The 13906-nt window shown below is 70.4% G+C and carries 9 protein-coding genes and 1 pseudogene; 4 read left to right on the forward strand and 6 right to left on the reverse strand.

Features of this window, described 5'->3' with window-relative positions:
- The first annotated feature begins 5 nt into the window (after positions 1-5).
- Positions 6-677 carry a TetR/AcrR family transcriptional regulator gene (locus B140_RS0109510; RefSeq protein ID WP_018119129.1) on the forward strand — a complete coding sequence of 224 codons (672 nt, stop codon included), beginning with the start codon at positions 6-8 and terminating at the stop codon, positions 675-677.
- Here B140_RS0109510 and purH read toward each other — a convergent pair.
- Genes purH through B140_RS12460 form a run of 3 tightly spaced genes read right to left on the reverse strand, consistent with a single transcriptional unit; the run spans position 649 to position 3778 of the window.
- Entirely contained in the window at positions 649-2178 is a 1530-nt protein-coding gene (purH, locus tag B140_RS0109515; RefSeq protein ID WP_018119130.1) for a bifunctional phosphoribosylaminoimidazolecarboxamide formyltransferase/IMP cyclohydrolase, read from the reverse strand. The genes B140_RS0109510 and purH overlap by 29 nt on opposite strands.
- Complete coding sequence (gene purN / locus B140_RS0109520) at positions 2175-2726, reverse strand: phosphoribosylglycinamide formyltransferase (RefSeq protein WP_026166197.1); 552 nt, start codon at positions 2724-2726, stop codon at positions 2175-2177. The genes purH and purN overlap by 4 nt, the downstream gene beginning before the upstream one ends.
- On the reverse strand, positions 2723-3778 hold the full coding sequence (locus tag B140_RS12460; RefSeq protein ID WP_156801736.1) for a cell division protein PerM: 1056 nt from the start codon (positions 3776-3778) through the stop codon (positions 2723-2725). The genes purN and B140_RS12460 overlap by 4 nt, the downstream gene beginning before the upstream one ends.
- Before the next feature lie 121 nt (positions 3779-3899).
- On the opposite strand from B140_RS12460, the gene B140_RS0109530 reads away from it, so the two are divergent.
- Complete coding sequence (locus B140_RS0109530; RefSeq protein WP_040426386.1) at positions 3900-4652, forward strand: M23 family metallopeptidase; 753 nt, start codon at positions 3900-3902, stop codon at positions 4650-4652.
- On the opposite strand, the gene B140_RS0109535 is transcribed toward B140_RS0109530, so the two are convergent.
- Entirely contained in the window at positions 4647-6755 is a 2109-nt protein-coding gene (locus B140_RS0109535) for a UvrD-helicase domain-containing protein (RefSeq protein ID WP_018119134.1), read from the reverse strand. The genes B140_RS0109530 and B140_RS0109535 overlap by 6 nt on opposite strands.
- Positions 6756-6797: 42 nt before the next feature.
- Here B140_RS0109535 and B140_RS0109540 point away from each other — a divergent pair, with 42 nt between their 5' ends.
- On the forward strand, positions 6798-7049 hold the full coding sequence (locus B140_RS0109540; RefSeq protein ID WP_018119135.1) for a chorismate mutase: 252 nt from the start codon (positions 6798-6800) through the stop codon (positions 7047-7049).
- Positions 7050-7054: 5 nt separating this feature from the next.
- Positions 7055-8611 carry a glucose-6-phosphate isomerase gene (gene pgi, locus B140_RS0109545; RefSeq protein ID WP_018119136.1) on the forward strand — a complete coding sequence of 519 codons (1557 nt, stop codon included), beginning with the start codon at positions 7055-7057 and terminating at the stop codon, positions 8609-8611.
- A gap of 152 nt (positions 8612-8763) precedes the next feature.
- Here the strand turns inward: pgi and B140_RS14610 are convergent.
- Both B140_RS14610 and B140_RS0109570 read right to left on the reverse strand, forming a co-directional pair.
- A pseudogene (locus tag B140_RS14610) lies at positions 8764-9708 on the reverse strand (HNH endonuclease signature motif containing protein); the annotation flags it as partial.
- Positions 9709-9973: 265 nt separating this feature from the next.
- Positions 9974-13876 (reverse strand): DEAD/DEAH box helicase, encoded by a 3903-nt coding sequence (locus B140_RS0109570; RefSeq protein WP_018119141.1) that lies wholly within the window; start codon positions 13874-13876, stop codon positions 9974-9976.
- Positions 13877-13906 lie beyond the last annotated feature (30 nt).

Raw genomic sequence — 13906 nt, forward strand, 5'->3', positions numbered from 1 at the left:
GCGCAATGGCAGGAGCCGTGGGACGCCCACGCAAGAATAGTCCGCGACGCCGCGGCAACACCGCGCGCGAGGAGATCCTGGACGCCGCCTCGGAGCTGTTTACCGTGCAGGGCTTTGCCACCACCTCCACGCACCAGATCGCCGACGCCGTGGGGATTCGCCAGGCCTCCCTGTACTACCACTTCCCCTCCAAGGCGGAGATCTTCCTCACCCTGCTCAAGTCCACGGTGGAGCCCTCCTCGGACCTGGCGGAGTACCTCAAGGCCACGGAGGCCTCCGCGCCCCAGCGCCTGTGGTCCCTGGTGGCGGCGGAGTCCCGCCTGCTGCTGTCGAGCCGGTGGAACGTGGGGCGGCTCTACCAGCTCCCCATCGCCTCCTCGGAGGAGTTCGCGGAGTACCACGCCCAGCGCGAGGAGCTGCGCACCACCTTCGAGGGCCTCGCCGCGGACATCGTGGGGGCGGGGGACCCCCGCTGCATGCTGCCCTTCCACATCGCCATGTCCGTGATCGAGATGCGCGATAACACCGGCACCGCCCCCCACCAGGGCGAGGGGCTGCCCCCCACCGCCGTCATGCTTGCCGACGCCGCCCTCGACGTCCTCCACACCCCCCTGCCCGAGGAGCGCGTTCCGCGCACCCTCGAGCTGCTTAGTGCGCGAAGTGCCGCGCGCCCGTGAGGTACATCGTCACCCCGGCCTTCTTGGCCGCCTCGATGACCTCCTCGTCCCGGATGGAACCGCCGGGCTGCACCACGGCCTTGACCCCGGCCTGAGCCAGCACCTCGAAGCCGTCTGCGAAGGGGAAGAAGGCGTCCGAGGCCGCCACGGCGCCCTCGGTGCGGTTGCCCTCCCCCAGCATGTTGGCGCGCTCCACGGCCAGCTTTGCGGAGTCCACGCGGTTGACCTGCCCCATGCCCACGCCCACGGTGGCGCCGTCCTTGGCGATGAGGATCGCGTTGGACTTCACCGCGCGCACGGTGCGCCAGGCAAAGCGCAGCTCCCGCAGCAGCTCCTCGGAGCCCTCCCCGGCCACCAGGGTCCAGGCGGCGGGGTCGTCCCCGGGCGCGTCCAGGGCGTCGCGGCTTTGCACCAGCAGCCCGCCGGAGATCTGCTTGATCTCCTTGCCCGCCTCCGGAGCGGCAGCCTCCAGGATGCGCAGGTTCTTCTTGCCCTTGAGCAGCTCGAGAGCCGCCTCCTCGTAGGAGGGGGCGATGACCACCTCGGTGAAGATCGGCTTGATCTGCTCGGCCATCGCCAGGGTGACCTCGCGGTTGGCGGCGATGACCCCGCCGTAGGCGGACAGCGGATCACAGGCATGCGCCCCGGCATGGGCGGCGGCGATGTCCTTCGCCACCGCGATGCCGCACGGGTTGGCGTGCTTGATGATCGCCACGCACGGGTCCTCGTGGTCCCAGGCGGCGCGCCAGGCGGCGTCGGCGTCCTGGTAGTTGTTGTAGCTCATCTCCTTGCCGTGGTGCTGCGTGGCGCCCGCCAGCCCGCCGCCGGAGGTGTACAGCGCGGCCTGCTGGTGCGGGTTCTCGCCGTAGCGCAGCTCGTGGGCCAGGCGGTACGAGCCGCCCACCCACTGTCCCTCGGAGATCCAGGTGGCCACCGCGATGTCGTACTCGGCGGTGTGGCGGAATGCCTCGGCGGCGAGCGCGCGGCGCTCCTCCAGGGTGAAGCCCCCCTCCGCGGCGGCGCGGGCCACCTCGCCGTAGGAATCCGGGTTGACCACCACGGCCACGGAGGGATGGTTCTTCGCCGCCGCGCGCACCATGGAGGGCCCGCCGATGTCGATCTGCTCCACGCAGGCGTCAAAGTCCGCGCCGGAGGCCACCGTCTGGCTGAACGGGTAGAGGTTGACCACCACGAGCTGGAAGGGGGCCACGCCCAGATCGTCGAGCTGCGCCAGGTGCTCCGGCTTGCGGGTGTCCGCCAGGATCCCGGCGTGAACGCGCGGGTGCAGGGTCTTGACCCTGCCCTCCAGGCACTCGGGGAAGCCCGTGAGATCCTCCACGCGGGTCACCGGCACCCCGGCCTCGGCCACGTGCGCGGCGGTGGAGCCGGTGGAGACGATCTCCACCCCGGCCTCGTGCAGGGCGGTGGCCAGCTCCACGAGCCCGGTCTTGTCATAGACGCTCAGCAAGGCACGCTTGATGCCCTTGCGGCTTTCACTCATCTGAGATTCTCCTGTTGCTGTGCGGTTAGCACCCGCACAATGAGTTGACGTTCCACTTTCTTGATGCGCTCGTGCAGCGCGGCCTCGTCGTCCCCCGGCTCCACCGGCACGGCCTCCTGCGCGATGATCGGGCCGGTGTCCACACCCTCGTCCACGTAGTGAACGGTGGAGCCGGTGACCTTGACCCCGTAGGCCAGGGCGTCGCGCACGGCGTGCGCGCCCGGGAAGGCGGGCAGCAGCGCGGGGTGGGTGTTGATGGTGCGCCCGCCGAAGCGCTCCAGGAAGGCGGGGCCCAGGATCTTCATGAACCCGGCGGAGACCACCATGTCCGGGGAACCCACGGCGCGAGCGAGCGTGACATTCCAGGCGTGGCGGTCCTCCTGCATGGGCACCACCTCGGTGGGCACGCCCGCCTTCTCCGCGCGCTCAAGGGCGGGGCAGGGCTGATCCGCGATGACCTTCTCCACCCGGTACCCGCCCTGATGATCCAGGATCGCCTGCAGCAGCGTCCCGCTGCCAGAAACCAAAACCACAATATTGAATGTCACGCGCTCAGCCTACCCGCCGCCTTGTGCACCAGCCCAGCCGCGACCCCGAGGCCCGCCACCCACACAAAGACCAGCAGGGCCGCCAGCCACTCCATGACGCCGGCCCGGCCATACACGCCCAGCTCCCCGCCCGCCAGGTAGGTGGCCACCAGGGTCAACCCCGCCGCGCAGCCGCCCGCGTACACGGCCTCGCGCCAGGAGGGCACCCGCTTCCACCACAGCGCCACCGAGGCCGCCGCCGGGATCAGCAGCAGCGCCACGGCCCAGTCCCCCGCGCTCCCCGGGACCGCGAACAGCGGCATCGGGGGCAGCGGCACCAGGTGCACGCTGAACAGGCTTATCGACGCCTCCCCGGCGTGGAACTCCGAGCCCACCAGCACCGCCGCCGCCGAGATCACCGCGTTGGGCACGTAGAGCGCGCTGAGCAACGCGGCCTGCGGCGTGGTGTGCTCCCAGTTCCAGGCCACCGCAACCACCCACGCCACGGCCGCCGCCCCGAGCAGGAAGAGCAGGTAGCGCACCGCGTCGCGCGCCCACCGAGGCCGGGGCCTGCCGAGCAGCAGCGCGGCCCCGTGCACGAGAAGGGTATTAAGGAAGGCCCACGGCGGGGGAACATCGACCTCGTACACGGAGCGGGCGTCCAGCAGCATGAGCCAGGCGATGCCGGTCAGCGCCAGCGGCACCCCCAGGAGCAGCCCCACATCCAGCCTGCGGGAGGGCCGGGCGCGGCTGAGCAGCCACACCATGCCCGCGGACGGCAGCAGCGGGAGCAGCCCCAGGGTGATCCCGCCGAGCCGGATGGGGGACATGTTCAGGATCAGCCAGAGCTGCGCCACCGTGGCGGGCATCGCCGCCAGCGAGGTTGAGGTCACAAGAAGCCCCGTCATGGCCACCACCACGATGGTCAAAAGCACCACGACGTGCGGCAGCAACACCGTGGGAAGGTAGCGCTGTACTGCGCTTTCCCGGGGCGCAGCGGGCGGGGACACCTCGCGGCGGGCGCGGCGCCGGGAGTCTCCGGGACGTCGGTTGTTGATCGTCTTCTTGCTCACCGTGCCAGCATATAACCGAAATATTTCAAAACAGGTTGCCCCGCTCCCATCGAAACGCTATCGTTACACTTCGTAGATAACGAAAAGGTCACGATTCGCTAACGTGGCGTTACAACGACAGATGGAAGTGAACGAGTTGGGTAGGCACCACAAATTCAGTCCTTCGCACACCACCAAGGGGCGCATCGCCCTCTTGGCCGTCGCCACCGGCGCTGTCTCTACCGCCGGGGCGGGCGGAGCGGCCGCCGCCCAGCACTCCTCCTCCCACTCCGTGGACTACGCCCTCGCGAACGACTCCGAAGACCTCCCCTCCTCCCCGCAGATCCTGGCGATCTCCGAGTTCAAGCCCGCCACCGGCATCGAGGATCAGCTCGGCAAGGCCGTGAAGTACGCCAGCGAGCGCGCCGAGGCCGCCAAGGCGGCCCTGGCCCCCGCCGAGCTTTCCTCCGCCCCCGTGGAGGAGGGCTCCACGGCCGTGGCCAACGCCCTGGGCGCGGTGAACCCCGCCATCGGCGCCTTCACCTCCGGCTACGAGCTGCGCTGGGGCACCTTCCACAAGGGCATCGACATCGCCAACGTGGAGGGCACCCCCATCAAGGCCGTCCTGGACGGCACCGTGATCGACTCCGGCCCCGCCTCCGGCTTCGGCCAGTGGATCCGCATCCGCCACGATGACGGCACCGTCACCGTCTACGGCCACATGTCTACCCTGGCCGTCGCGGTGGGCGAGCGCGTCACCGCCGGTCAGACCATCGCGGGCATGGGCAGCCTGGGCTTTTCCACCGGTTCCCACCTCCACTTCGAGGTGCACCCCGGCGGCGGCGACGCCATCGACCCCGTGCCGTGGCTCGCCGCGCACGGCATCACCCTATAGCTTTTCCATCGGCAGCCCGCCGATCAACATCAGGCGCACTGTCCCGGCCGACCCGAAATCGATGGTCACCGTGGCATGTGCGCCTATTCCGTCCGCCGCGATCACGGTGCCCAGCCCGTACTTGGCGTGGTTCACCCGATCCCCCACCACCAGGCTCAGGCTGGCGTTCTTGCGCCTCGGGGCCGCCGCCTTCCTGGGCTGCCCCCCGCTCCACTCCATCAGGTCAGAGGGGATCTCCTGGAGGAACCTACTCGGGGGGTTGTTCACGGGGTTTCCCCACGCGGAGCGCAGCGTGGCGCGGGTGAGGTACAGGCGCTCGCGGGCGCGCGTGATACCCACGTAGGCCAGGCGCCGCTCCTCCGCCAGCTCCTTGGGGTTGCCCAGGGACCGCAGGTGCGGGAACTGCCCGTCCTCCCAGCCGATGAGGAACACCGCCGGGAACTCCAGCCCCTTGGCCGTGTGCAGCGTCATCAGCGTGACCATGCCCTGCTCGCTGTCCGGGATCTGGTCGGCGTCCGCCACCAGCGACACCCGCTCCAAGAACGCCTGGAGGCTGCCGTCGAAGTCCTCGCGGTGCGCCGCCTCCGAGGAGAACTCGCGCCCCACCGAGACCAGCTCGTTGAGGTTATCCAGCCGGGCGCCGTCCTGCGGGTCGTTCGACCCCTCCAGCTCGTCGCGGTAGCCCGTCACGTCCAGGATCTCGCTCACCAGCTCGCCCACGTTCTCGGACATGTTCTCCCGCAGGCCGCGCATCATCTCCACGAACCGGCCCACCGCGTTGCGGCCCCGCGCCCCGAGCATGTCCACCTTGCCCGCCGCGGCGTCCTCCAGGGCGCGGCTGAAGGAGATGCCCTCCTGCTCCGCGTGCAGGGCGATGAAGGACTGCGCCCGCTCCCCGATGCCGCGCTTGGGGGTGTTCACGATGCGCCGCATGCTCACCGTGTCCTCCGGGTTGTCCAGCACCCGTAGGTAGCCCACCACGTCGCGGATCTCGCGCCGCTCGTAGAAGCGGGTGCCGCCCACCACCTTGTAGGGCACGCCCGTGCGGATGAACACGTCCTCCAGCGCCCGCGAGGAGTTATTGGTGCGGTACATCACCGCGATGTCGGAGTAGTTCATCCCGCCGTCCACAAGCTTGTCCACCTCGGCGGCGATGTAGCGCGCCTCGTCGTGCTCGTTGTCCGCCACGTACCCCAGGATCTTCTCGCCCTGCCCCAGGGCCGTCCAGAGCCTCTTGTCCCGGCGGTTCTCGTTCTGGGAGATCACCGCGTTGGCGGCGTCCAGAATCGTCTGCGTGGAGCGGTAGTTCTGCTCCAGCAGCACGGTGCGGGCGTCGGGAAAGTCCCGCTCGAACTCCTCGATGTTGCGGATCGTGGCCCCGCGGAAGGCGTAGATGGACTGATCGGAATCGCCCACCACGCACAGCTCGCTCGCGCCCTCGCCCCTGCCCACCAGCGTGGCCACCAACTCGTACTGGGCGTGGTTGGTGTCCTGGTACTCGTCGATGAGCACGTGGCGGAAGCGGCGTCGATAGTAGTCCGCCACCTGCGGGTGCTCCTGGAATATCCGCACCACCTCCCCGATCAGGTCGTCAAAGTCCACGGCGTTGGCCTGCCGCAGGCGCGCCTGGTACTCCGAGTACACCTGGAGCACCGTGCCCTCCACGGGGTCGGTCAGCTCATTCTTGGCGTGCGAGATGGCCGCCGCCAGCGCCCGGGGGCTAAAGCGCTTGGGGTCCAGGCTCATCTCCTTGGCGATCATGCCCAACAAACGGCGGGAATCGTCCGAGTCGTAGATGGTGAAGTTGGTGTTCAGCCCCACCAACTGCGCCTGCTGGCGCAGGATGCGCACACACACCGAGTGGAACGTGGACACCCACATGCGCTCCGCGATGGGGCCCAGCCTGTCCCGCATCTCGGCGGCCGCCTTGTTGGTGAAGGTAATGGCCAGGATCTGCCCCGGCTGCACGCCGCGCTGGCTCATCAGGTAGTCGATGCGCCGGGTGAGCACGGCGGTCTTGCCGGAGCCCGCACCCGCCACGATGAGGAGGGGCGAGCCGATGTGCTCGACGGCGGCGCGTTGCTGATCGTTAAGAGTGTTCATGATGCCTACCAACCTACCCGCCGCCCGTGGCACTATAGTTCCATGAACACCGACGAGGAGATCCAGCGCTACCGCGAGGAGATTAACCGGCTCGACCAGGAGATTCTCGAGGCCGTCAAGCGCCGCACCGAGATATCCCGGATCATCGGCCGCACCCGCCGCGACTCCGGGGGCACGCGCCTGGTGCACGCCCGCGAGGTGGCCATCATCAACCGGTTCCGCGAGGAGATCGGCGAGGAGGGACCCGCCCTGGCCGCCATCCTGCTGCGCATGGGCAGGGGCAGATTAGGCTAGGTGCCATGGATACTTGGCAGACCCTCCAATCCCGCCCCACCGACCTCAATCTCCGGGAGCTGTTCACCGATCCACGCCGCGCCGCCGAGTTCACCTTCGACGCCGCGGGCCTGCACGTGGACCTCTCCAAGAACCTTATCGACGCCCCCACCCTCGCGGACCTCATCGCCCTCGCTCAGGAGTCGGGCGTGCGCGAGCAGATCGAGGCGATGTTCACCGGAGAGCACATCAACACCACCGAGGACCGCGCGGTGCTCCACACCGCGCTGCGGCTGCCCGCCTCCGCCGACCTCACCGTGGACGGGCAGGACGTGGCGGCCGACGTCCACGAGGTCCTCGGGCGCATGGGGGACTTCGCCACCGCCCTGCGCTCCGGGGCCTGGCTGGGGCACACCGGCCACACGATCAAGAAGATCGTCAACATCGGCATCGGCGGCTCCGACCTCGGCCCCGCGATGGTGACCACCGCCCTGCGCGCCTACGCCACGGCGGGCATCACCGCGGAGTTCGTCTCCAACATCGACCCCGCCGATATGTCCGCCACCCTCGACGGCCTCGATCCCGAGTCCACCCTCTTCATCGTGGCCTCCAAGACCTTCACCACCCAGGAGACCCTCGCCAACGCCCGGGTGGCCAAGCAGTGGATCCTGGACGCCTTCGGGGATAAGACCGCCGTGGCCAAGCACTTCGTGGCGGTGTCCACCAACGCGGAGAAGGTCGCGGAGTTTGGCATCGACCCCGCCAACATGTTCGGCTTCTGGGACTGGGTGGGTGGCCGGTACTCCGTGGACTCCGCCATCGGCCTGTCCATCATGGCCGTCATCGGCCCCCGGGACTTCATGCACTTCCTGGAGGGGTTCCGCGCCATGGACGAGCACTTCCGCTCCACGCCCTTCGAGCGCAACGTGCCGGTGCTCATGGCCATGCTGAACGTCTGGTACTCCAACTTCCTCGGCGCGCAGACCCACGCCGTCCTCCCCTACTCCCAGGATCTCGCCCGCTTCCCCGCCTACCTGCAGCAGCTCACCATGGAGTCCAACGGCAAGTCCGTGGATCGCCACGGCAACCCCGTGCGGCACTCCACCGGCGAGATCTTCTGGGGCGAGCCCGGCACCAACGGCCAGCACGCCTTCTTCCAGCTCATGCACCAGGGCACCCGCCTCATCCCGGCGGACTTCATCGGCTTCGTGCGCCCCAAGGACGGCGAGGAGGCCATGCACGACCTGCTCATGGGCAACTTCTTCGCCCAGACCAAGGTGCTGGCCTTTGGCACGCAGGGCGACCTCCCCCCGCACCGCGTCATGCCGGGCAACCGCCCCTCCACCACGATCCTCGCGGAGGAGCTCACCCCGCACTCCCTGGGGGCGCTCATCGCGCTCTACGAGCACATCACCTTCGTGCAGGGCGCCGTGTGGGGCATCAACTCCTTCGATCAGTGGGGCGTGGAGCTGGGCAAGAAGCAGGCCAACGAGCTGGCCCCGGCCGTCTCCGGGGAGGAAGAGCCGGATACGGGCGACTCCTCCACGGACGATCTCATCGCGTGGTACCGCCGCCGCAAGTAGTCTCCCCAGGTATAGGACCACCGGGCGAACTGGGGCCGCGCCAGCGGCCCCTCCGGGAGGGTGGACACCGTGGTGCCGTCCCGGAAGGTCCACCGGCAGACCCCGGAGTGCGTCATGAACATCCTGGCCTCGTCGAAGGTCAGCATGTTGTGGTGCCTGCGGCACAGGGAGGCGAGGTTGGTCAGCGAGGTGGGGCCGCCCACCTCGTACTCGATCACGTGGTGGAGTTCCGTGCGGGTGGATGAACACCCCGGGTAGCGGCAGCCGCCGTCGCGCAGCCGCACCGCGGCGGCGAGGGCGGCGGAGGCGTCGTGACGCGGAACCTCGTTCCAGTTCAGGTCGCTGCGCTGGTTAATCCGCCGCGCCCAGAAGCGCCCCTGCGCCTGGGTGAGGTCCCCCGCGCCCACCATGTGCACGGGGCGCCTGTCCCCGAGAAGGTGAAGGACCACGCGAAAGTCTCCGGCGTCCGTGGCCAGGTGGAAGAGCGCCTCCGCGAGGGTGCACCGCCTGCGCCGCGCGATGGCCCGCAGCGCCTCGCGCACCGCGTGCGCCCGATCCGCGGGCAGCCTCATGTGGAAGTTCCTGGGCTCCGGCTCGTAAAAGCCGGGCAGGATCGTCTCCACGAAGGAGCGCAGCCTGCGCACCAGGGCGCGGCGCGTGGGAAGGGCCTGCATGGGGACGGACGGGGTGAGGTACTCGGCCAGGTGGGCGTCGATAGCCTCCCAGTATTTCTCCGGCACGCCGCGCAGGCTGAGCGCGATCCCCACCACCCGGTCCATGTCGAGGAGCCCCTCCCCCGCCGCCTTGGCGTAGAGGCGCGGGAGTTTGCGCAGCGCGAAGGCCGCGTAGATGCGGTTGCGCACGTACGCGGGGCTGCACCCCATGCGCGGTGCCAGGGCCTCCACGATCTGGCCGAACTCCGCCTCCTCCGAGTCCGGTATCTGGCTCTCCCAGAAGGCCAGCTCCTCCCTGTTCATCCGCACGCGCCGCCGCGCCACGGCGTCCTCCCCGCACGCGCACAGGTAGCACGGGCGATCGGGCACCAGGCGCTCCGCAGGCACGGCATCCAGCGCGGCGTCGGCAAAACTGATCGTCATGATTTCCCCCTCACGAGCTTTCCCCTGCCCGCAAGGATACACCAATCCCGCCGTTCATGCGATCGTGTGTTCGACGTATGTCCGTGCCCACCCTCCGCGATGCTTCCGGCGAGACGTCCCCCGAGGTGCCCCCGTCCACAATCCGCGCGTTCGGATTGCGCTTATCTCACCGGACGCCCCTCGCGGTGCGTCCTCCCGCTGGGCATAGCGTAGAACACCGCTACGTGCGCGCGGGCAAAAATAACGCCCACTGTAGTGGGCAAGCCTAAAGCCGCACGCCCCGGGGAGTAATCCGCGCCCCCGCCGCGCGCAGCTCCGCCAGCAACGGGTGCGTCAGCGCCGGGCGGCCGTCGATCTTGTCCACCGGCCCGCTGCCCGCCAGGGCGGCCACCACCTCGGCCGGGTCCCCGAGGAGCACCAGGGATTTTCCCCGGAGGTAGGCGAGCAGGAGGCCGTCGCGCAGCACCACCACCGCCCCCGAAGCGCGGGCCAGACCGCGCGGCCAGGGCAGGACGGCCCCGTAGGGGTTGGCGGGGTCGGTGGCGGCCAGCACGGTGGTGGGAGCGCCGGGGGCGTGACGCAGGGCGTCGATCACCGCGGGGGCGGCAAACTGCGCCGCGCCCAGCCCCTCCACGAACATCCCGCGCATCACCTTGCCCGCCTCCTCGTAGCGGGAGAGCACCTTGTAGGCGAGCGCGAAGTTATCCACCGTGCCGCGCAGCACCACCCCGTTGCGGCGCAGCCAGAGGTCCGGCCAGGGGAGGTCGCCCTCGCGGGTGAGGCTCCAGCGGCCCAGGGTATCGGCGGGGACGCGCCTGCGGACCTCGCCGGTGGCCCGGGCGCGAAGCCGCGCGAAGCTATCGGGGCTGACCACCCCGGCGTCCACGAGGGACCACAGCGTGCCGCGCAGTTGTGTGCCGGTGAGGGACACCTTGCCCAGGAGCTCCTGGAACAGGTAGGCCCCGCCGTCGAATGCCTCCACCACCTCGCTCTGCTGCGGCGTCAGCTCCGGGGGCTCGGGGGCGTAGTCGCGGGGCAGCAGCATGACCGACGCCCCCGCCCCCACGATGCGGATCTCCCCGGAGGCCGTCAGCTCGTCGAGCATCGGCGCGGCGTAGTCCGCCACCCGGGCGGGCAGCACGCGCTCCTCCCATTCACGCGGGGTAAAGGCCGCGCCCTCGAGTTGCTCCAGGGCCTCGTAGACGCCGTCCACCCCGCGCAGCGCCCCCAACCGGTGCCAGTGTGCCAGGAAGTTCGCGTAGGCCCGCTGGGATACCGGCTCGGTTGCCCGGCGCGCGCGGGCCAGGCTCTGGCGGCGGATGCGGTCGAGCACGTCCGGGTCGCAATATTCCAGCTCGTCCACGCCGCGCCGGAAGCGCCCGCGCGCGAGGTTGAGGCCGTCCAGGACGCCGCGCTCCACGCCCAGCGCCTCGGCGGCCTCCGCCGCGGTGAAGGGGCCCCGGGAGCGCGCCCACCGGGCGGCGAGCTGCTCGGGGTGGTCGAGGAGCGGGGCGTCGGCGGCCTGGGCGACGTGGGGCCGCCCCGCGAGCTCGATGCGGATGGCGCGGGGCCCGAGCGCGCGGGCCAGGGCCTCGTGCTCCGGGATGGCGGGCTGGGGTCCGGCCTCGCGGAGGAGGTCCGCGAACTCCTCCGCGGTGCGGGCCACGCGCGGCGGCGCCTCCACCAGGTCCGGGTCGAGGATCTCGCGCAGGTCCGTGGTGCCCATGAGGGAGGAGAAGAGCGCGGAGTCCAGGCGGCTCTCGGCCTGGGGGCGGTCCCCCTCGTACATGAAGGCGCCCGTGTAGGTGAAAAGCATGGAGGCGGCGAAGGGGCTGGCCGCCTTCGTGGTCACCTCCACCACCCGCACCGCGCCCCGGGCGATGTCCCGGTGCAGCTCCTCTAGGGAGGGGAGGTCGTAGACGTCCCTCATGCACTCGCGGGCGGTCTCCAGGACGATGGGAAAGGAGGGGTAGCGCCGGGCGGCGTCAAGGAGCTTGGCCGCGCGGTGCCGCTGCTGCCACAGCGGGGAGCGGCGCCCCGGGAACCGGCGCGGGAGCAAGAGGGCGCGGGCCGCGCATTCCCGGAACCGCGCCGCAAAGAGCGCGGACTCGCTCACCTTGGCCGCCACCTGGGAGGCTGGGTCGTGGAGGGAGAAGAGGTCGAAGGTGGGGGCGGCCTCGGTGGAGGCGCGCATCACGATCCCCTCGTCCGTGGCGTATTCGGCCCCCACGGCCAGCGCCCACGCCGCGTTGACCCCGCGCCCGTAGGGACTGTGCAGCACGGCCCGCCAGTCCCCCAGCTCGTCGCGGAAGCGCTCGAGCACCAGGGTGCGCTCGTCGGGGATCACCCCCGTGGCCTCCTGCTGGTCGCGCAGGTACTTCTCGACGTCGCCGCGCGCGGCGGGGGTGAGATCCTCAAGGATGGGCGCGGGGTCGCGGCGCGCGGCCCCCACCGCCGCGCCCAGCTCCGCCGGGCGGCCGTCCTGGTCGCCCACCCAGAAGGGCAGCCGCCCGGTGTGCCCGGGGGCGGGGCTGACCAGCACCTGGTCCTTGGTGATCTCCTCGATCCGCCAGCTACTGGCCCCCAGGGTGAATACGTCGCCCACGCGGGACTCGTACACCATCTCCTCGTCCAACTCGCCCACGCGCCGCAGCCCGTCCTTGCCGCCCACGAGGAACACGCCGAACAGCCCCCGGTCTGGGATGGTGCCGCCCGAGGTCACCGCCACGCGCTGGGCGCCGGGGCGGGCGGTGAGCACGCCGTCCTCCAGCACCAGGTGGGGCCGCAGCTCCGCGAAGTCCGTGGAGGGATAGTACCCGGTGACCAGGTCGATCACGGAGTCGAACACCTCCCGGGGCAGGTCGCGGTACGGGTAGGCGCGGCGCACCGTCTGATACCACCGATCCACCGGGGTGGCGCGCTGGGAGACCTCCGCGATGGTCTGCTGCGTGAGCACGTCGAGGGGGTTGGCGGGCACGCGGATCTCCTCGATGAGGCCCCGGCGCATGCGCTGCACGATCACGGCCGTCTGGATGAGGTCGGCGGGGTGCTGGGGGTAGAAGTCCCCGGCGGATACCGCGCCCACCGCGTGCCCGGCGCGCCCCACGCGCTGCAGCCCAGAGGCCACGGAGAGCGGGGAGTCCACCTGGATCACCGCGTCCACCGCGCCCATGTCGATGCCCAGCTCCAGGGAGGAGGTGGCCACCACCGCGCGGATCGTTCCCTCCTTCAGCGCGGCCTCGATGTCCGCGCGCTCCTGGGTGGACACGGAGCCGTGGTGGGCGCGCGCGACGAAGGTGGGAGCGCTACCCGCGCGGTCCGTGGTCTTCATCAACTGGGCGGGGTCGCGCCGCAGGGGCGGCGCGAGGGCCTCCGGCTCGTGTTCCTGGGCGTAGAGCTCGTTGATCCGCGCGGTGAGCTTTTCCGCCGCGCGCCGCGAGTTCACGAACACCAGCGTGGAGCGCGCGCCCATGATCCGCCGGTACACGTTCTCCGCCAAGGCCTCCACGTCGATCCCGTGGACGGTGAGGTCCCACCGCTTGCGCCCTGGCGGGGCGATGACGCGGGTGGATTCCCCGAGGAAGTCCGCCACGGTGCGCGTGGGCCGCACGGTGGCGGAGAGCCCGATGCGCTGAAACGAGGCCCGCAGCGCCAGGCGTTCCAGGCTCAGCGCCAGGTGCGCGCCGCGTTTGGTGCCCGCCAGGGCGTGCACCTCGTCCACGATCACGGTGTGCACCGTCTCCAGGACGCGGGCGGCCCGGGAGGTGAGCATGAGGTAGAGGGACTCCGGGGTGGTGATAAGGATGTCGGGCGGGGTGCGCACCAGCCTGCGCCGCTCGGACTGCGGGGTGTCCCCGGAGCGCACGCCCACCGTGATGTCCAGGCCCATCTCCTCGATCGGGCGGCGCAGGTTTTTCTCCACGTCCGCACCCAGCGCCTTGAGCGGTGAGACGTAGAGGACCTTAACCCCGGGCGGGGCGTCGATCAGCCCGCTGATGGCGGTGAGGAAGGCCGCCAGCGTCTTGCCGGAGCCGGTGGGCGCCACCACCAGGGCGTTTTCTCCCCGACCGATGGCCTCCCACGCCTGCTCCTGCACCGGGGTGGGCGCGCCAAAGCGCCGCGTAAACCAGGCGGCAACGCGCGGGTGAAAGCGATCCTCAACGGCCATGCCTCGATCTAACCAAAAGAGATACTATGG

Source organism: Corynebacterium mastitidis DSM 44356, assembly GCF_000375365.1.
Taxonomy (GTDB): Bacteria; Actinomycetota; Actinomycetes; order Mycobacteriales; family Mycobacteriaceae; genus Corynebacterium; species Corynebacterium mastitidis.